Annotated in this window: 19 protein-coding genes; 7 read left to right on the forward strand and 12 right to left on the reverse strand. The window is 46.9% G+C overall.

Translation table 11 applies throughout. The features are described from left to right. Positions 1-24: 24 nt before the first annotated feature. The 6 genes from yqeC to L9W92_RS00565 all read left to right on the forward strand — a co-directional run bounded on the left by yqeC (position 25) and on the right by L9W92_RS00565 (position 8,201). Positions 25-786, forward strand: coding sequence for a selenium cofactor biosynthesis protein YqeC (gene yqeC, locus L9W92_RS00540; RefSeq protein ID WP_240081817.1), 762 nt, complete (start codon positions 25-27; stop codon positions 784-786). 109 nt (positions 787-895) lie between these two features. Continuing rightward, a complete protein-coding gene (locus tag L9W92_RS00545) occupies positions 896-1,921 on the forward strand; it encodes a molybdopterin-binding protein (RefSeq protein WP_240081818.1) in 1,026 nt (341 codons plus the stop codon). A gap of 66 nt (positions 1,922-1,987) precedes the next feature. Further along, complete coding sequence (yqeB, locus tag L9W92_RS00550) at positions 1,988-2,791, forward strand: selenium-dependent molybdenum cofactor biosynthesis protein YqeB (RefSeq protein ID WP_240081819.1); 804 nt, start codon at positions 1,988-1,990, stop codon at positions 2,789-2,791. Beyond that, positions 2,784-4,088 carry an AAA family ATPase gene (locus L9W92_RS00555; RefSeq protein ID WP_240081820.1) on the forward strand — a complete coding sequence of 435 codons (1,305 nt, stop codon included), beginning with the start codon at positions 2,784-2,786 and terminating at the stop codon, positions 4,086-4,088. The genes yqeB and L9W92_RS00555 overlap by 8 nt, the downstream gene beginning before the upstream one ends. Before the next feature lie 2 nt (positions 4,089-4,090). Continuing rightward, on the forward strand, positions 4,091-5,827 hold the full coding sequence (locus L9W92_RS00560; protein ID WP_240081821.1) for a VWA domain-containing protein: 1,737 nt from the start codon (positions 4,091-4,093) through the stop codon (positions 5,825-5,827). A gap of 268 nt (positions 5,828-6,095) precedes the next feature. Further along, complete coding sequence (locus L9W92_RS00565) at positions 6,096-8,201, forward strand: acetate--CoA ligase family protein (protein ID WP_240081822.1); 2,106 nt, start codon at positions 6,096-6,098, stop codon at positions 8,199-8,201. Between the two features lie 29 nt (positions 8,202-8,230). Here L9W92_RS00565 and L9W92_RS00570 read toward each other — a convergent pair whose 3' ends face one another. The 11 genes from L9W92_RS00570 to L9W92_RS00620 form a co-directional block, all read right to left on the reverse strand. Continuing rightward, entirely contained in the window at positions 8,231-8,905 is a 675-nt protein-coding gene (locus L9W92_RS00570; protein WP_240081823.1) for a zinc dependent phospholipase C family protein, read from the reverse strand. Between the two features lie 220 nt (positions 8,906-9,125). Next, entirely contained in the window at positions 9,126-9,374 is a 249-nt protein-coding gene (locus tag L9W92_RS00575) for a 4Fe-4S binding protein (RefSeq protein ID WP_240081824.1), read from the reverse strand. 16 nt (positions 9,375-9,390) lie between these two features. After that, complete coding sequence (locus L9W92_RS00580) at positions 9,391-9,957, reverse strand: 2-oxoacid:ferredoxin oxidoreductase subunit gamma family protein (protein WP_240081825.1); 567 nt, start codon at positions 9,955-9,957, stop codon at positions 9,391-9,393. Beyond that, entirely contained in the window at positions 9,950-10,735 is a 786-nt protein-coding gene (locus L9W92_RS00585) for a thiamine pyrophosphate-dependent enzyme (protein ID WP_248285791.1), read from the reverse strand. Before L9W92_RS00585 ends, L9W92_RS00580 begins: the two co-directional genes overlap by 8 nt. Positions 10,736-10,799: 64 nt before the next feature. Then, positions 10,800-11,891 (reverse strand): ferredoxin oxidoreductase, encoded by a 1,092-nt coding sequence (locus L9W92_RS00590; protein ID WP_240081826.1) that lies wholly within the window; start codon positions 11,889-11,891, stop codon positions 10,800-10,802. Positions 11,892-12,032: 141 nt separating this feature from the next. Continuing rightward, positions 12,033-13,421 (reverse strand): pyruvate carboxylase subunit B, encoded by a 1,389-nt coding sequence (locus L9W92_RS00595; protein ID WP_240081827.1) that lies wholly within the window; start codon positions 13,419-13,421, stop codon positions 12,033-12,035. Between the two features lie 45 nt (positions 13,422-13,466). Then, positions 13,467-13,877: a biotin/lipoyl-containing protein gene (locus L9W92_RS19105; protein ID WP_240081828.1), complete on the reverse strand. Its 411-nt coding sequence runs from the start codon at positions 13,875-13,877 to the stop codon at positions 13,467-13,469. Further along, positions 13,874-14,089, reverse strand: a complete 216-nt coding sequence (locus tag L9W92_RS00605; protein ID WP_240081829.1) for a hypothetical protein — start codon at positions 14,087-14,089, stop codon at positions 13,874-13,876. The genes L9W92_RS19105 and L9W92_RS00605 overlap by 4 nt, the downstream gene beginning before the upstream one ends. A gap of 30 nt (positions 14,090-14,119) precedes the next feature. Beyond that, positions 14,120-15,652 (reverse strand): acyl-CoA carboxylase subunit beta, encoded by a 1,533-nt coding sequence (locus L9W92_RS00610; protein WP_240081830.1) that lies wholly within the window; start codon positions 15,650-15,652, stop codon positions 14,120-14,122. A gap of 394 nt (positions 15,653-16,046) precedes the next feature. Further along, the gene (locus L9W92_RS00615; RefSeq protein WP_240081831.1) at positions 16,047-16,619 is read right to left on the reverse strand and encodes a Fe-S-containing hydro-lyase; all 573 of its coding nucleotides are present in this window, start codon (positions 16,617-16,619) and stop codon (positions 16,047-16,049) included. 134 nt (positions 16,620-16,753) lie between these two features. After that, positions 16,754-17,596, reverse strand: coding sequence for a fumarate hydratase (locus L9W92_RS00620; protein WP_240082150.1), 843 nt, complete (start codon positions 17,594-17,596; stop codon positions 16,754-16,756). 508 nt (positions 17,597-18,104) lie between these two features. On the opposite strand from L9W92_RS00620, the gene lexA reads away from it, so the two are divergent. Then, positions 18,105-18,716 carry a transcriptional repressor LexA gene (gene lexA / locus L9W92_RS00625; RefSeq protein WP_240081832.1) on the forward strand — a complete coding sequence of 204 codons (612 nt, stop codon included), beginning with the start codon at positions 18,105-18,107 and terminating at the stop codon, positions 18,714-18,716. A 26-nt stretch (positions 18,717-18,742) separates the two neighbouring features. Here lexA and L9W92_RS00630 read toward each other — a convergent pair whose 3' ends face one another. Next, a complete protein-coding gene (locus L9W92_RS00630) occupies positions 18,743-19,693 on the reverse strand; it encodes a selenium metabolism-associated LysR family transcriptional regulator (RefSeq protein ID WP_240081833.1) in 951 nt (316 codons plus the stop codon). Between the last annotated feature and the right edge of the window lie 107 nt (positions 19,694-19,800).

Here is a 19,800-nt window from a genome sequence, read left to right on the forward strand (position 1 = left end):
GCAAATGCAGAAAGAGGTTTACTTATGAAGTTTATTGAAGCTTTTTCAATAAAAAAGGGTGACGTTGTTGCCCTTGCCGGGGCAGGTGGAAAAACTACCACCACGTTTGCCATCGGGCAAGAAGCGATAAAACAGGGGTGGAAGGTGCTGCTAACCACTACGACACGGATTTTCGCCCCTGAGCAAGAGCAGATGCTGAAGCTGATCATTGAATCTTCTCCAGAACACCTTCTGTCTGAGATAAAAAGTAACTTAGCTTCCTTTCCCCTGGTAGTGGCCGGGGTAGGGTTAGACCGGGAAAATAAACTTAAAGGCCTGGATAAAGATTTTATTGCCGAATTACCCGGCACAGGCGTTGACTTAATTATTGTGGAAGCAGACGGGGCCGCACACAAGCCTTTTAAGGCACCCCGGGAAGGCGAGCCGGTTATGCCGGATACAGCGACATTAGTTGTGCCTGTGGTAGGAATTGATTGCCTGGGCAAGCCCCTGAACAGGGAATATACCCACCGGCCTGAAATAATTGCCAGCCTTGCCTCTATGAATATTGGTGAGTTAGTAACCGGACAGGCAGTTGCCAGAGTGCTTCTGCACAGCCAGGGCTATGGCAAAGATATCTCACAGGAAAGTCGCCGCTGGCTCCCTTTTATAAATAAAGTTGAATCAACTATTGCTCTAAACAATGCCCGTGAAGTCGCCGGCTTGCTTGGGCGGGGAGGGGCAAAGCGGGTGGCAGTCGGGGCCGCGCAGGCTGCCGATCCGGTTATAGAGGTGTTGGCATTTTAATCGCAGGTGTGATTCTGGCCGCCGGAGAAGCATCCCGCCTGGGGGTGTCCCAAAACAACTGATCACTATCTCTGACTAACGTGAAATATGACAGAAAGGCGGAGAAACAATGCAAAAAGTGGATACCAAGGAAGCTGTTGGTATGGTTCTGTGTCATGACATCACGATGGTGATACCGGGAAAATTCAAAGGCGCTGCTTTCAAGAAAGGGCATATAATCAGAGCAGAGGACGTGCCCGAACTGTTAAAGCTAGGCAAAGATCAAATCTATATCTGGGAATGCGGCGCTGAATTTCTTCATGAAAATGAGGCCGCCCAAAGGATCGCCGGGGCTTCCGGTGGTGAGGGCACCACATTTACCGAACCCGGTGAAGGTAAGGTAAGATTCATCGCCTCTGTTACCGGACTGCTCAAAGTAGATGTGCAGGGTGTGTGCCTAGTTAACGACATTGAAGAGGTCGCCCTGTCAACACGCCACACCAACCTGATTGTAGAAAAGGGAGACATGATAGCGGCCACTAAGGTTATCCCGCTGGTTGTTAAAAGAGAAAAAATTGAGCTGGTGGAGCAGGTATGTAAAGAACGGGGCCCGTTGCTGGAAGTAAAGGAAATACAATCATTTCGCACGGGTCTTATTACTACCGGTAATGAGGTTTATCACGGCCGGATTGTGGACAAATTCAGCCCAGTTGTAAAGGAAAAACTTTCTCGCTTTGACTGCCCCGTTCCGTTCCACGTGATTTTACCTGACGAAACCACCCGTATAACAAAAAGTATCATGGACTTTATTAAAAAGGGCGCTGATATGGTCATTATCACCGGGGGGATGTCTGTTGACCCCGATGATGTTACCCCCAGCGGTATCCGGGCCACCGGCGCTGAAATTGTCACTTACGGCGCGCCTGTTTTTCCCGGAGCGATGTTTATTCTGGCGTACCTTGGCGCCACTCCTATCCTAGGCCTGCCTGCCTGTGTGATGTATTCCAAGGCAACCATCTTTGACCTCATCCTCCCGCGTATTCTCGCTGGCGAGCGGGTAACCAGGAGAGAAATAACAAGAATGGGGCACGGAGGCCTTTGTCTTGACTGCCCGCACTGTAGCTTTCCCTCCTGCTCCTTTGGAAAATCAGTTTAGTATTCAATTATAAGAGCACCATTTTGGAGAACGAAAATTAATTTTTCGCTTGGGGGTGGAAAGGACATGGATAAAAACCTGATCGTGATCAGGGGAGCTGGCGACCTAGCCAGCGGAGCAGCTCACAGGCTTGTGAGAAGCGGCTTCCCCGTAGTTATGATTGAATTGCCCGAACCAATGGTTATCAGACGCACGGTTTCCTTCGCTGAAGCGGTATTCAGAGGCAAATTCACGGTGGAGGATATAACGGCCGAATTAGCCGTTACAGCGGGCGATATTGCTAAATTGTTGGAAGCCGGGAAAATACCAATCATTGCTGATCCGTCTCAATACCCTCTTAAAGCACTTCGTCCAACAGCAGCTATTGACGCAACAATCGCCAAAAGAAATATAGGAACAACCATTAATGACGCTCCAATAGTAATTGGTCTGGGGCCGGGTTTTACTGCCGGGGTGGATGTTCACGCCGTGGTGGAAACCCAAAGAGGTCACAGCTTGGGGAGAGTAATTTTAGAGGGTCAAGCTGAGCCAAATACAGGGATACCTGGTGAAATTGGCGGCTACCGGGAAGAGCGAGTCCTCCGCTCTCCGGGAAGCGGCACTTTCCACGCTGTCAGGGAAATCGGGGATAGTGTGCAAAAAGGGGAAATTGTAGCGACTGTTGACGACATGCCGCTTTATGCAACGATCTCCGGGGTTCTTAGGGGTATGCTGTACAGTAATTTAAAAGTAACACCTGGCATGAAGGTGGGGGATATTGACCCACGCAACCAGCGCGAAAATTGTTTTACCATTTCCGATAAAGCCCGGGCGATAGCCGGCGGCGTGCTGGAAGCATATTTATTCTTACGGGGTAAAGACAATGGTTAAAACTTCTGTTTTAAAAAAAATAATATACATTGAGGATGCTTTGAATAGTGTTTTTCTAGAAAGGGAGGAATTAATTTCCTTAATGATCCTAACAGTTTTCTCCAGACAAAACATGTTTATCTTGGGCAAAACAGGAATTGCCAAATCTGCAATTATTAATGTTTTTTCTTCACTCATAAAGAATGTTAAAATTTTTAAGTACCTCCTGACTAAGTATACAACACCGGAAGAAATGTTTGGACCTGTATCCTTATCTGGATTAAAAAATGATCGGTTTGCTAGAAAAATTGACAACAAGCTGGCCGACGTTGAAATTGGTTTCCTGGATGAAATTTTTAAAGGGAACAGTTCAATACTAAACAGTCTATTAATGATTGCAAACGAAAAGGTTTATGTAAATGATATAGAAATTATTAAAGTTCCCCTGATTTCCTTATTTGGCGCTTCCAACGAAGTTCCAGATGATGAAGAAATGGATGACCTGCAGGCCCTATACGACAGATTTACCATTAAATACATTAGTGAACCAATAAAAGATTTTAAAAATTTTACAAGCATGCTGCTGGTGGAAGATGACCCGGCCAAAATCAAGGAAAGTTTTAATTACGATTTCATGCTTGATTTGAATGACCTTGAATACGTATTCGGTGAATCGCAAAAAATTCAGCTTGGGCCGGAAGTAATAAATGTTCTTTATAAAATAAGGGAATTTTGCCAGGAGAATAATTATTATATATCTGACCGGAAATTTAAAAATATTGTAAAAGTACTTAAGGTCAGCGCTCTTATTAACAACAGGAACTCAATAAAAGTTGAAGACTTATTTATTGTCCCTTTCATGGCCTGGGAGCAACCGGAGGACTATAATCTTTTAAAAAAAAACCTGGATTCAATCATAGTAGAAAGTATATTTAATAATATATTATCAAGTATTTCAATGAATATTTCAGATGCCTTCGACAATGTGATTAAGGATTTAATATCCAATACCAGGGCTCTCTATGGGGATTACATTAAATGTAACAGCTATTTAAAAGAAAATCAAAAAAAGAAACTTTATATTCAGCATGGTTTGATTAAAGAATATATATATAAGTTAAATAAAATTAAAAACCAGCTCGAGTTAGAGCTCGCCAACTGCTCAAACAACAAAGAGTATTTAAAAATAACTAATTTATTCAAGAAAAAGGTTGAGTCAAATATTTCGGAAAGGCTTGATAATTTCAAGATTTACTATAATGAGCTCGAAAAGCTTGATGACAAAATATCTACATCCTTATCCGAGGGTGATAATTAATAATGATATTTATTGAACATGATGAATATGATCGAATGTATTTTTCTTATTTGGAACGTAAATACAAGTTAAACAAAGATATAGATCCGCAAAAAGCAGGACTTTTCGACCAGGATATGTTATTTAGCCTATATAATATTCTTTTCAAAGAATATTATTCTTTAAAAGATCTTAACCCGAAGGAACTAACGTTAAGTGACCGAATTAAGTATCAAACTTTAAAAAATATTTCCAACACTTTCCCTATTAGAGATATAAAAAGATTCACCACATTAAACGAGCAAAACAGCTATTTTTTTATTAAAGAAATCGTTGGTTATATTGATGAGCTTGACAGCTACGAGGATAATAAGTTAGAAGAAATATACGAAAATATAGATATGCTTGACAGCTATACAAATGCAATCAACAAGCCAGCAAACAATAATCAGAATGATAAAAGCCGACAAGAGCCGGGAAATTCCTCCGCGAATACTAATTCCGGTTCCGGGCAAAGCCAGTTGGATGCGATGCGGAATAATTTAGTAACTAGCATTGATAATTATATAAGTAAGAGTCTTGAAGAAATAAATAACATAAATACAAGCAGTAAGTACGACATGGCCAAGCGGTTAAACATGTTTTGTAAGCTCAATCAATTAGCGGAATATTTGAAGGAGTTGGCCTTTCAACAAAAGAAAGGATCAAAGGCTGCTGGCGACAGAGAACCCGGGGACAGCGCTCAGACATTATCCAGTAAATCATTCAGCGTTTTAGCCAAAATAGAAGAATACAACCATCAGCAAAAAAATTTTACATTAAAAAGTTTTGAAAAAATAATCGAGTATGCTTCTTTAAAAATAAAAGATGATTTTATTAAAAGAAAAGAGATTTATGATAGCTTAAGAAATCTTAGATTAAATAATTATTGGGATTTATCTTTTGGTAAACTGATAGAAACAAACCCCAATTTATGCACATATATTGCAGAAATTATCAAAAAACATCCGGAAATACTAGAAATCATAAGATGTGTTGGCAATTTGCAAGATATTAAAGAAAAGAAACGGGAAAAGGTGGCAAAGTCATCTTTTGAATGTAAAGTGAAGATACGATTGTCCAATGATCTTGCTAATATTGTACCTTTGGATTTATTATATTTAGACGATGATCTCATAGATTTATTTTATAATAATTATTTGGAAAATAAATTATTTACTTACGAATATGAAGCCAAGGACTACCGTGGCAAAGGAGGAGTAATCGTTTGCCTTGATACCTCCGGAAGCATGCAAGGGGAAAATCTTGAAATACTAAAGGCTATCGTGTTAACCATAGCTTTGGGCGCCCTGCGCAAACGGCGTTATTTTTGTCTAATTAATTTTAGCAGTGAAATTGATTATATTTTATTACTACCAAGAAAACCTGATTTTACGGGCTTTTTTAAGTTATTAACATCGTCTTACTACGGCGGGACAAATTTTGATAAGCCCATTCAAAAAGCGATGGAAATTATTAAAAAACACAAAAAGCACAGAAGTTCTGATGTATTTTTTTTTACCGACGGATTTGGGTATTTCAGCAAAGATACTGCTGAGCAGTTTGTAAAGTACAAAAAAGAATATAGATTTAATCTTCTTGTATTCCTGATTGATATTATTGAAAACAATAATATCTTAATCGATTACTGCGATAAGAAATACGTGCTGTCATCAAGTAAAATACTGCAGGATATTCTGGCGGCACTTGGTCAAAGATAGATTATTAGATAGGGTTTACCAAAGGATCTCGCTATTTCTTCCGCAATAGGTCCCGCTATTTCATCATCTTTATGACCTAGCATCAGGTTGTCAAGAAAATTCTACCGTCGCATAATCCAAAATATTAGCAAAAAAAACTATATGGAAATTATATAGTTTAAATACCTCAACTTTTCTCTTTTTATTTATTAAAAAGGTCTTTACGATATATATTTTTAAGTGTAAATTTATTTTATGCTTTTTAAATAATCATGGAGGTCATCTTTTAATGCTGTCTGAAAATGACTATAAAAAATTAACGGATCCGGAATCCGTGGCGCTGGTAGGTGTGACCAGCCGTTCGGGCAAAGGAAGCAACAATCCATTGGAAGTTATGCTTGAAAGGGGCTACCAAGGAAAGATATATCCGGTCAATCCTAAAGGAGGCACGATTTTGGGTCACCGTGCCTATACTTCCTTGCTGGACGTGCCGGAGATACCCGATGTGGCGGTAATTTGCGCGCCCCGAGACACGGTTCCGGAGCTTTTCGGCCAGTGCTGCGCAAAAAAGGTCAAGCTTGTAATCATCGTTGCCCAGGGGTTTTTCGATGGTGACGAACGGGGCAAGTTAATGCAGAAAGAAATCCTCAAAACCGCGGCCAAATACGGGGTGCGGGTATTAGGTCCGAACACGCTGGGCATCGTAAACAACTTCAACCGCTTTTGCACATCCTTCATACGGTTCATGAATCCCGCCGCGGCAGCGGGAATCCTTTGCCAGTCGGGGGTTTTTGTGGTAGGGGCGCCGCAGATATTCAGCGGCATAGGGCTATTAATTGACACCGGCAATACTACTGATATAGAATTCTCCGAGTTGTTGGGCCACATAGTCCGGGATCCCCGCCTCAAGGTAATAAATCTGCATATGGAAAGCCTGCGGGACGGGCCGCAGTTCATGCAGGCGGCCAAAGACGCCGTCGCTCTTAAACCGGTCATTATTTATAAGACGGGGGCCAGCCCCGGCGGCGCCATAATCACCAGCTCACATACCGGCGCCCTGGCCGGCGAAGACAGGATCTTTGATACTGCCTTCAAACAATGCGGTCTCCTGCGCGTTGAGGATGTTGAGGAGATGATTGACCTTAACAAAGTTTTCACCACTTTTAACGGCATCAAAGGGAACAGAGTGGGCGTAGTCTCCATTTCCGGCGGCGCCGCCATCATCGCCGTTGACGCGTGCTCCCGTTATGGCCTGGAGATAGCCAAGATGAGCAGTAATACAGAAGCTCAGCTTAGTGAACTGTTTCCCGCGTGGGCGCACTGCAGCAACCCGGTGGATATGTGGCCGGCCGGCATGTTCCACGGTTTTCATGAATCCTACCGCCGCATCCTGGAAGCCTTCATAGCAGACCCGCAAATGGATGCAGTGATTTGCATAACCGGTTCATTCCTGGACAAGGAGGGTGACTTCCTGGACACTACCGAACTGATTAGGGAGGTCGCCGGCAAAAACCCGGACAAGCCGGTGGTCACCTGGACTTACGGTCAGCGTTTCCAGGAATATGCCAGGGAATTTGAAAAAGAAAACAATGTTGTATATTTCTACTCGATTGACCGGGCTGCCAGGGCGCTCTCCGCCCTGTACCGGTATCACCACGTTATCAAGAAAAAAGAGCGCCAACCGGTATCACTGCCCGTTAACCCCGGACAAGCCCAAGTTGAAAAGATACTCTCCGGCAAAACTGCAGGAAGCCTGTCTCAAACCGATGTTTTCGAAATCCTGGAATCTTACGGTATCCCCGTAGCCCGCCGGGGAAAGGCTAAAAATATCGAGGAGGCCGTTTCGCTTGCGGAAAAAATCGGCTATCCGGTTGCCATGAAGGTTTTAAGCCCGGACATCATTCACAAATCAGACGCCGGCGGTGTGCGGTTGAATATCGGGAACGTCCGGCAGTTTGAAGATGCTTTCACGAGCATGCGCAGGGAAATAGAACTCAAGCATACAGGGGCCCAAATAGAAGGAGTGCTCATTCAAGAATATCTGGATAAAGGAACCGAGCTGCTCCTCGGCTGCAAAAGAGATCCGCAATTCGGTCCCGTTCTGGCTTTCGGCGCCGGAGGCGTTTTCACCGAGATAATGAATGACATTTCATTAAGAATACCTCCTCTGAGCGAAGAAGAAACCATCGATATGATCAGAGAAACAAAAGTCAGCAAAATACTGGCCGGGGCCCGGGGCGCCACCGCTGTGAACCTTGATGTTTTGACTCGTTGTCTGACAAGGCTGGCACAGCTGGCGCTGGCGAACCCGTCCATATCCGAGATGGATATCAACCCGCTGTTGGCGTATGCCGACAGGGTTGTGGCGCTGGATGCCAGGATCACCCTGAGATAGTGAAAAATCAGTTTGCTGATCACGTTTAATTAACGTGGATTATTCGCGTATTCTAAAAAGAAAGAAAAGAAGCCCGCCGTTGAACGCTGCGCTGCCGGTAAAAGCACGCTTGTTGCCAGCTTGTAGGACGTTTCTGAATTAATATTTGAGACATAGGGGAAATAGTGCCTGGCAATTATTGCGTTGGCTTCAACCCAGCCGGCCGGAGTTGACGCGTTGTGGTATGTGCCGCCTGAATAAACGATAAAATCCATGCGGTTTTCTTGAGCCCATTTTTCATATTCCTTATGGCCGCAAAATGCACTTCCCTTGGCATGGTGCGGCACACACATATCCTGAACGAGATGTGCCGCCGCGCCGAGGAAAAAAAACGCTTTCTTTTTATTCTTCCGCTGCCAGTGGCACAAAGCCTTCTCAAAAAAAGCCCGGCACTCCGTCCGCGCGTCAGGCCAGGGGCCAAAAGCGGGATCAAGGTAATGAGCGAAATTTTTCCAGCCCCTGTCGGCCCAGATTGCCCCCCGATTGATCATTTCCAGGTAATTGCTTAAAACCTGCGCATGCGCTTCATAGCCGTCTTTTTGCAGGATAAGCACCGCCTGCCGGTTGCATAAAAGGTGGGTCTCACTTTTGCCGGAAACAAGATGCTGAATCGGTGTTCCGGCGGCAAGGACGATCTTGGCCGCATTCCATGAAAGAGAACCCATGTCAAGAAACCCCCTTTCATTTGGTTGCATTTATAACATGATCCTTTTAATCGATTTCTATCCCGTTTTCAGCATCGCAACCAAAGGGACAAATTGCATTCTCAGTGACATTTAGGCATACAACGCAGCCCATGTTCTTAAAATCGCCGCTTTATAAAAAAGGCCTTTCCCCTTCGGAAAGACCTTAGAATAATCTTCTGTTTACCCGGCGCCACTTGATTTATTTCTTCTTTTTTCTGACTACTGTTATCGCGCAGTCCGGACAGGCCAGTTCACAGACGCCGCAAGTAATGCATTTCTCATTCGCTACAACAGCGGGCGTGCCATAAACCCCGAGGACATCGGACCAGGATAAAGCTTCGCTCGGGCACTTGGCAATGCAGAGACCACAACCCTTGCAAAGGCCGGGGAAGAGAGTAAAGTTGCCTTTTTCGTATTCCTGGGTAATACCTTCAAATTCCACCGACATATATTATTAAACCTCCTTATCCTGCCTTAGTTACAAGCTCAATGCCGCGATCTATCGCGCTGAAGTTCTGGTCGCGCAGTTTCGGCTGCTTCTCAAACTTCGCCCCCAGTTTATGTTCAATAGCCCGCTTGGCGTCCTCTCTGGAAATAACAGACGTCGCGCCAACCACGGCACCCATAATAATAATGTTAAAAACCCGCGGGTGCAGTTCATTCTTGGAAATCTCCACAGCCGGGATGCCGAGAATTCTCGCCGCGTTAGCGGGGAGATCTTCCTTCGGCACATTGATGCTGGTATCATATACGAAAATCGTCTGGGGTCCCACATACTGTTTGGTCCTGTACAGCGCCCGGTCGCTTAAAGCGACAACAATATCGCCCGTATTAAACTTGGGAGCGCCGATGGCTTCGTCACTGATTTGCACATAGGCCACCGACACGCCGCCGCGCTGCTCAACCCCAAAGTTGGGAATATAAAGACATTCTTTACCTTCTTCGTTTGCGGCTTCCGCGATAATTTCAGCCACCGACTGCACGCCCTGGCCACCTTCGCCCGCCATGACTATCTTTATAGCATTAGCCATTTTTTTGTACCTCCATTGCCGGTATCTTGGTCCATGTCTTGACTTTGAGCGGTTCCTTGGGAGGCGGCACTTTTATTTCACCGACATGATAATACTTCGTCATTTCATTTTCCACAAAATTTATCGTTTCAACATTATTGGTTCGCCAGTTAGTTGGACAAGCAGACAAACATTCAACAAAGGAAAAACCGTTCCCTTCCATCTGGTTTTGAATGGCTTTCTTAATATAATTTTTTAACGGGACCGGTTTGACCACGGTTGCACGGGCGACATAAGCGCCTTCCCTGGTAATGGCCGCCACCATTTCCGGACCCTGGCACGGGTAGCCGGTCGAATCCACATCGCGGCCATACGGGGTGGTCTCTGTTTTCATGCCGGGCAGCGTCGTCGGGGCCATCTGGCCGCCAGTCATGCCGTACTGGGCGTTGTTGACCAGAATTACGGTAATCTTTTCGTTCCTGGTAGCGGCGTTTACCAGGTGCTGGGAACCTATGGCGTAGCCGCCTCCGTCACCCATGTAGCCGATACAGATAAGGTCCGGGTTAGCCCGCTTAATGCCGGTCATTACCGGATTGGTCCGGCCGTGGTGAGTCTGGACTGTATCAACATTAAAGAAATCCCAGGCCAGCAGCGAACACCCGATATCACAGCCAAAAACCACCCGGTCCTGGATATCCAGTTCATCAATGGCTTGTCCGAGGGCTTTCAACACCAAACCATGCCCACAGCCGGGACAAAATTTGTGCGGCTTGGTATCAACCCGCCAGGATTTCGGCATAGAAGGTTTGATCAAAATTTTTTCCTCCTTTACGTTCTCATACGTACTTAACAATGGTCTTTCCCTAGTTTTCCAGCATTGTCTTAACTTTATCGTAAATATCTTCGGAATTAATTCCCACACCCGGTTTGAATAGTGAGACCATCTCAGTGGTAAGGCCGTAAGCCGCGTATTTTAACAACTGGTCAAGCTGTCCGTTAGCTGATTCGGCAACCAGCACTTTCTTGGCCTTGCTAAATATATCACGGAGTTCCTTTACTGCCAGCGGCCTGAGCGTAATAGGACGGAAATAACCTACCTTCAGTCCATGCTCCCTGAGTTCTTTGACCGCGCTCTTGGCTCCCCGGGCTACCACTCCGTGAGCCGTAACCACGATTTCCGCGTCTTCACAACCGAAATATTCGCACTCGGCTACATCGGGAGAAATCTTTCCAAATTCGGCAAACTGCTCTTCAAGCACTTCCAGCAGTTCTTCTTCCATATTGTAAATATTCCGCAACTGGACCGGCGGCCTGTCAACGCCCGGCTTCCCGGCTCCCCCGATGAACTTGTAGGATGGCACTACTTCAATTCCACGTTCCTCCGGATCATAGATGGTAAGCGGTTCGCGCATTTTTGCCTGATAGCCGTCACCCAGCACAAAGGTGGGGAAACGATATTTCCAGGCTGTGTTGAAAGCTTTAATCGTATAGTCATAAAGCTCCTGATGGCTGGCAGTGGAATAAACAACCCGCATTCCTTCCCCGTTGCCGCCATGGGTGGTCAGGGTAACTTCCTGCTGGCTGTAAATAACGGTGGCCGAGGACGGGCCGCCCCGCTGCTGGACAATGGTAACAACCGGCAGGCGCATCATCTCTGCCATTGAAATTGGTTCCTGCATTAACGTGTTGCCGGGACCGGCAGTAGCCGTAAATGCCTTGAGACCTGCCAGCACTCCTCCATTCGTTGTAAAACCAGCAGAAATTTCATCTTCTGTCTGGAGGAATCTTTTGTTAAATCTTGGCGCCATACGGGTCCAGTAGTGCATGATTTCGTTCTGGGGAGTTATTGGATAACCGAACATGATGTCGGCCTCAGCCGCAACCGCGGCCCAGGCTACAACTTCATTGCCGGTCAGGAAGACTCTTTTCTCCCCTTTGATCGGTTTTTCCGACATCTAAGAATACCTCCTTGCGCTTAATACATCATAATATGACATGACACATATATTATCTTATCACATGTCGGAGATTTGGGCAAAAGGCAATTATTCTCCGGCACGTGAATGTTTCCGCCGGTCATATCCGGCAAGCTGTCTTTACACCGGATAGGCCGCTCCCCCACCTTGCTTGGCAAGCTCATGGTCAACCTTTAGCTTGCCGGCCATTCTCTCCTCAAGGAATTTAGGAGCAACCTGCGGGTAAATCGCGCAGGATACGATATCTTCTTCCTTCTCCATGAATGCCGCGCATAGTTCCTTTGCCGCCGGCAACTCGGGCTCCAGCATGTCGGCCGGCCGGCAGGTGATCGGCTGTTCGTCGCCGATGATCATTTTGCGCACTTCTTCGTTGATCGGCGCCGGGGACCGGCCGTAATAACCACGCATATACTGAATCGTTTCACTTGTGTTCACTTTGTAGCGGCCCAGCAGCACGTTCATTACGGCCTGCGTGCCGACAATCTGGCTGGTCGGGGTAACCAGCGGCGGGTAACCGAAGTCTTCGCGGACGCGCGGCAGTTCTTCCAATACTTCCGGCAGGCGGTGCAGGGCGTTCTGCTGGCTGAGCTGGGAGATAAAGTTGGACATCATGCCGCCGGGTATCTGGTAGATCATCACGTTGGTATCTACGCTTTTTGAGGCCACGTCGAATTCGGCGTACTGTTCACGGATTCCTTTCCAGTACTCGGCGATCTCGGTAAGTATTTTTAAATCGAAGCCGGGATCGTATCCGGTCCCCGCCAGGGAGGCGCACATTGTTTCAATGGCGGGCTGCGATGTCTGGAGCGCCATGGACGATATGGCGCAGTCGATGATATCCACTCCGGCTTCCATGGCTTTCAAGTAGGTCATCGCACCCATACCGCTGGTGTAGTGGCAGTGCAGCTGAATGGGTATTTTAATCCCCGCGTCTTTCATGGCTTTGATGATTTCGTACGCGGGGTAGGGAGCGAGAATGCCGGCCATGTCTTTGATGCAAATAGAATGGGCGCCCATTTTTTCGAGAGTTTTAGCTAATTCCACGTAATATTCGGTGTTGTGCACCGGGCTGATGGTGTAAACCACGGTGGCCTGGGCGTGCGCGCCCTCGGCGATGACCACTTCCACGGCTTTCTCCATGTTCCTGGTATCGTTTAAAGCGTCGAAGATGCGGAAAATGTCCATGCCATCGGCTACCGCTTTTTTGATGAATTCTGTCAGCACATCGTCGGCGTAATTGCGGTAGCCTACAACGTTCTGGCCTCTCAGGAGCATCTGCAGCGGGGTTTTGACCCGCCGTCTGATTTCTTTGAGTCTTTCCCAGGGGTCGTCGCCGCAAAAGCGCATGCAGGTGTCGAAGGTAGCGCCGCCCCACATCTCAAGGGAATGAAAGCCGACCGCGTCGTGTTTCTCCAGGATGGGCAGCATGTGTTCTGTTTTCATCCGGGTGGCCAGCAGGGACTGGTGGCCGTCACGCAGCGTTGTGTCGGTAATCCTGATCTTTGTCATTTATTTCTCCCTCCAAAAATTGTCATCATAATAATACTATCCTGCTTAAGCAATCACTACCAGCGGGTCTCCGCCGTTAACGGCCTGGCCTTTAACAACCCTTACTTCCTTGACTGTGCCCGCGATGTCGGCTTTGATTAAATTTTCCATTTTCATAGCCTCCAAGACAACCAGCACATCGCCGGGTTTAACCTGATCGCCTGCTTTCACCTTAACATCGTTAATCATGCCGGGCATCGGAGCAGCTACGGTACCGGCGTCACCCAGCGACAGGGATAAAGCGTTCCGGACGCCCGGCACAAGTTTTGGCGCGGACGCCGAAACAAGCGGCGCCGCCTCCGGAGTACGCGGCGGCACGGAAGCCGCGGCTTGAGCAGGCGAGTTGGCGGACCCGCCGACTTCTTCAATTTCTACTTCATAGACTTGACCATTTACTGTAACTCGAAATTTTTTCACAGACTTCCTCCTAAAACAGTTCCTTTCAAAACCGAATTCATTTCCCGGGCCAACATATTTTCAATAATCCCGGCCTTCTTCCAGGCATCGCTCATTTTTCGCGCGCTGGCGATCCGGTAACCTTTATCCGCAGAATATCCATAAAATGCAAGCGCCGCGGTAATAGCCGCCAGTACTTCCGGTTTTATACGGCCGTCGCGCATTTCCGGCATCCAGCCATCCCCTCCCCTCATGATGCTCTGCTAACAAGGGATATTACCGTGCTTCTTTCTCGGTCTTGACTCCCGCTTGGTGGAAAAGCTCTGCAACGCGTCAATAATCGTGGCGCGGGTGTCACGCGGGTCGATAACATCCGTTACAAAGCCCCTGCCGCAGGCAATATACGGGTTGGCAAAGCGGGACCGGTAATCGGCAACCAGTTTCTGCCGCGTTTCCACCGGGTTTTCCGCTGCTGCGATTTCTTTATTATTAATTATGTTAACAGCGCCTTCAGGACCCATGACCGCTATTTCCGCGCTCGGCCAGGCATATACCGCGTCAGCGCGCAAAGCACTGCAGCACATGGCAATATAAGCGCCGCCGTAAGCCTTCCGGACAATAATAGTAATTTTGGGCACTGTAGCCTCGGCATACGCATAGATTATTTTCGCTCCGTGCCGGATTACCCCGCCGTATTCCTGATCAACGCCCGGTAAAAAACCGGGCACATCCATGAATGTTACCACGGGAATGTTAAAAGCGTCGCAAAAGCGGACAAAACGGGCAATCTTATCGGACACGTTAATATCCAGGCTGCCGGCCATCACCGCGGGCTGGTTGGCCGCCACGCCTACCGGCCGGCCTGCAAAGCGGGCGAAGCCGACGACACCGTTTTGCGCGAAATACGGATGAACCTCCAGGAACTGGCTATTGTCAACTACCCCGCGGATGACATCGCGAATGTCGTAGCTTTTATTCGGGTCGTCCGGAATTATCTCCAGCATTGTCTCTCTATCATTTGCCGGCTCCACAGGAGCATATACAGGAGCTTCATCCAGATTATTGGCAGGCAGATAACTCAGCAGCGCGCGGATGGTCAGCATACAATCATCTTCGCTGCCGGTGATAAAATGAGCCACCCCGCTGACTTTGCTGTGTGTGGCGGCGCCGCCCAGCGTTTCCATGCTTACCTTTTCACCGGTCACCGCCTTGATCACTTGCGGGCCGGTGATAAACATCTGACTGATCCCGGAAACCATAAAGATAAAATCGGTTAAAGCGGGGGAATAAACCGCGCCTCCGGCGCAGGGGCCAAGTATTACCGATATTTGAGGGATGACGCCGGACGCCATGGTGTTGCGAAAAAAAATCTCGCCATAGCCGTTCAAGGCGTCAACACCTTCCTGAATCCGGGCGCCGCCCGAGTCATTCAGGCCAATCACCGGAGCGCCGACCTTCATGGCCAGATCAAGCACTTTGCATATCTTAGCCGCGTGCACCCGCCCAAGCGATCCCCCGGTTACGGTAAAATCCTGAGCGTAGACATATACTTTCCGGCCGTCAATAATACCATGCCCGGCTACCACGCCTTCACCCGGATTATCCATATTGGTAAAATCATCATCAGATGACGCAAACATGTCAATTTCCCTGAAGCTGCCGGGATCAAGCAAGGCCGCAATCCGTTCCCGCGCCGTCTTTTTTCCGGCCTCATGCTGCTTATCGATGCGTTTCCGGCCACCCCCCGCTTCCACTAACTGTCTGAGTTCATTCAGATGCTTCAATTTATCATGCATTAAATAAAATACCTCCAGTTTACAGACACAGGCGTCAGTCTTGTTAAATCTTATTTTTTCTTGTATATCAAATAATTTATAAAAAACTTAGCCTATATTTGTTATATTTTACTCCTTTAGGATATCCTAAGCTGTTTGCCGGTAAACATAATCAAGCCACGATATATTCCATGAAATTCATCCGCGATCATTTTATATAAATATTATATTAAGTACAATTCTTCAATAAAGTTTTCATTTCCTCCAAGACCTGATATTATACTGTATACTTTCAAACAACTATCTATCATGGTATTATCTTTTATAATACATGTATACATATCTCCCAATAATGCGCTTTTCCATACTGAATATTATAAAAATACTAATTTATCTTTCCGGTATTAATATTGTACTAAATGCGGCCGTCCTCTCTATGCTCTGAATAGAGCTTGATACTTTCATCGTACAGGTCCCCACCCAGTGTATCATTAATAACAATTGCCGGAAAATCTTCCACAAGCAGCTCGTGCACCGCTTCCGGTCCAAGTTCGGGGTAAGCGATCACCCTGGCCTCTTTGATGGACCTGGCTATCAGTGCGGCGGCTCCTCCTACCGCCGCCAGGTAGATGCCTTTGTACTTTCTCATCGCCCTGATCACGTCGGGAGATCTGCGGCCTTTGCCTATTGTTGCTTTAAGGCCCAGCGCGTATAATTTTGGCGCGTACAAATCCATTCGCCCGCTCGTAGTCGGCCCGGCCGCCCCGATAACCATGCCCGGCCTGGCCGGCGACGGTCCCACATAATAAATAACCTGCCCTTCTAAATCGAAAGGCAACTTTTTCCCTTGCTCTATATATTCAACTAATCTCTTATGCGCCGCGTCACGTCCGGTATAAATGATCCCGTTCAACGAAACTCGCTGGCCGCTCCGGAGATTTTCCACCACATTGCCGGATAACGGAGTAGTAAGGCTGATCCGGTCCATTTAGCTCACCACCTGTCCAAGGTAATTCATTCAAGTATTCAGGAGTCAGGAGTCAGAATATTTTAAGACAATAGACCATTCCTTTATTCCGACTTCAGAATCCTATCTCCTAACTCCTGAGACTCCTACTATTTTTACAGCACCGCTTCCTTGTGCCGCGCCGCGTGGCAGTTAATGTTTACAGCTACCGGCAGGCTGGCTATGTGGGTGGGATAAACCTCGATGTGAACCGCCAGGGCGGTTATCTTCCCGCCAAAACCCTGCGGACCGATACCGAGGCGATTGATTTCATCCAGCAACTCTTTTTCTAATTTTGCGATACCGGGATATTTGCTTTCTTCTCCCAAATTTCTCAGCAATGCCTCTTTAGCCAATTGGGCCGCCTTTTCAAAGGTGCCGCCGGCGCCCACGCCAACAACAATCGGCGGACAGGGATTTGGGCCGGCGGCATGAACCACCTCTACCACAAACTTTTTTAAACCATGTACTCCTTCAGACGGCTTCAGCATTTTAACGGCGCTCATATTTTCGCTTCCGCCGCCTTTGGGAGCGACAATCAACCGGATATTTTCTCCGGAAACAATCTTCGTATGAATCACGGCCGGCGTGTTGTCGCCGGTATTCTCCCGCTCCAACGGGTGGTTTACAATCGACTTTCTTAAATAGCCTTCCGTATAGCCCTTTCTCACACCTTCATTGATCGCACTGTAAAAATCACCGCCGACAATACGCACATCCTGACCCAATTCAACAAAAACAACAGCAAAACCGGTGTCCTGACATATCGGAATTTTCTCTTCACGGGCAATTTCAGCATTCGCCAGCAGCTGTTGTATAATTTCTTTTCCATTAATAGAGACTTCCTGTTTTAAAGCCTTTTGCAATCCTTCCAGCATATCAGGCCCCAGGTTAAAATTGGCTTCCTGGCATAGCCCGGCAACCGTCTCAACTATTTCAGCAGCATGAATAATCTTAATGTTAAAACCTCCTCACAAATCTTTACTTCACCGCGGCCGGGGATTTATCCCCGCCGCCCGAAACCGGCGGCTAGAGCAAAGCATATTTTGAAAACAGAAGGTTTTTCCTCCTCAAACATAATCGCACCTTTATGACCGTTAACTGTTAATCGTTAAAATTTTACCATAGGGGTAAGTTGTTTACAAATTAATGTGATAAGCATCGCCGCCACCTATATTGCGGTTATCAGAACAAAGAAAGGCTTCAGAACGCGCCGCTGCCGCACATCGTCTGAAACCTTCGAGCAACAATCATCAGTTGGGTAACAGCCAAATTATTTATCGCTATCTTTAACAAATATCGAACCTATGTTTTTATTTTTACATTTTTATGGTATAATACTATTAACATTTATTACTATTCAGGCATTCAGAATTCATTAATCATTTTATCTTACAATCTTTCATCCCGCTCCTGACTTCTGGCTCCTGAGTGGTTACAAGCATTATATCAAAGGCTGGTGATAAGATGAGTAATAGTCTCAGCTCAAAAGAAGAACTCGTCCTGGCATTCATAAAAAAAACTATTCGGGAAAAAGGATACCCACCCTCGGTAAGGGAGATTGGACAGGCCGTAGGTTTAAGTTCAAGCTCTACAGTACACGGTTACTTAAAGAGGTTGGAGGGAAAAGGCTATCTCAGGCGTGACGCTACTAAACCCAGGGCGATGGAAGTGCTGGGCGGCGACAAAGAAAACAACATAGAATTAATCAGCGTCCCTCTGCTGGGGCGGGTTGCCGCCGGGGTACCGCTGCTGGCCACTGAGAACAGGGAAGAAACCTTCCCGCTCCCTTCTTTTTTTACGGGAAACGGTGAATTTTTCATGCTCACGGTAAAAGGTGACAGCATGGTCGAAGCCGGTATCCTGGATGGGGATATGGTTGTGGTAAGACAGCAGCATGTCGCCGACAACGGTGAAATAGTTGTGGCCTTGTTAGATGAGGAAGCCACTGTCAAACGTTTCTTCAAAGAGAATGACCGGATCAGACTCCAGCCTGAGAACAAATTGCTTACACCCATTTACGCGAGAGATGTACAGGTGCTCGGTAAAGTCATAGGCTTGCTGCGAAAAATACATTGATCTGCCCGCTAAAAACACCGTGACATTCACGGTGTTTTTTTAAAGTCAAAAACTTTGCAAACTTCATCTTTATTGACGAAATCGGTAAAAGCGTCAATGGCGAATCCGGCCATATTCTGCCTGTGCCGGATCTGGTAAAGATAACGATTAAAGTCAAAGTCATCTATTCGTACTTCCCTCACCCGTCCCAGTTCCAGCGATTCCCTGACCGCGTACTTTGATACGATACTGACTCCCAGACCTGCTTCAACCGCCGTAATTACAGCTCTTGAGCTTCCCAATTCAATCCCCTGGGGTATTTGTTCCAAAACTATGTTATGCTCAGCCAGCTTTTCTTCAATAGTCCGGCGGGTGCCCGACCCTTTTTCACGAAAAATCATCGTTTCACTCTTTAAATCTGAAACCTTAACAGCGCCTAAGTTTACCCAAGGATGTGCGGGCGGCACAATTAATGAGAGCTCGTCCTGCAACCACGGGCGGCATTCAATATCTTGACTTTCCGCCAAAACGCCGGTGAAACCCAGATCTATCTCCCGCTCCCGGACCCAACGCTCAACCTGCCCGCTTCCCGATACTTTGAGGGTAATTTGAATACCCGGATACTTTTTTTTAAAATCCCCAATAAGCAACGGAAGCAAGTACTCCCCCGGAATGGTGCCGGCGCCTACGATCAGGTGTCCAGTTTTCAGCCCTTTCAGATCGTCCATGCCAGCCTTGATTTTTTGATAATGCCGGAACATTTGCCTCGCTTCCTGGTACAGAAGCTGCCCGGCGTCCGTTAGAACCATTTTCTTGTCACCGCGCTTGAACAATATTACCTCAAGGTCCTCCTCAAGCGCTTTGATTTGGAAGCTGACAGCCGGCTGACTCATGAACAACTGGCGGGCAGCTTTGGTAAAGCTCTGCAGTTCGGCTACCCACAGGAATGATTCCAATTGCTTAAAATTCACCGATTCATCACCGCCAATCGACAACATAAACGAAAATAATCATACATTCATTATAAAGTTTCGCTAGTAATTTTAAAAAACCTTCTTATTTATTTAAACTTTCTCAAAATTCCCTAAAATAGAACCACCCCCGA

It is taken from the genome of Pelotomaculum terephthalicicum JT (assembly GCF_022410535.1).
Classification (GTDB): Bacteria; Bacillota; Desulfotomaculia; order Desulfotomaculales; family Pelotomaculaceae; genus Pelotomaculum_D; species Pelotomaculum_D terephthalicicum.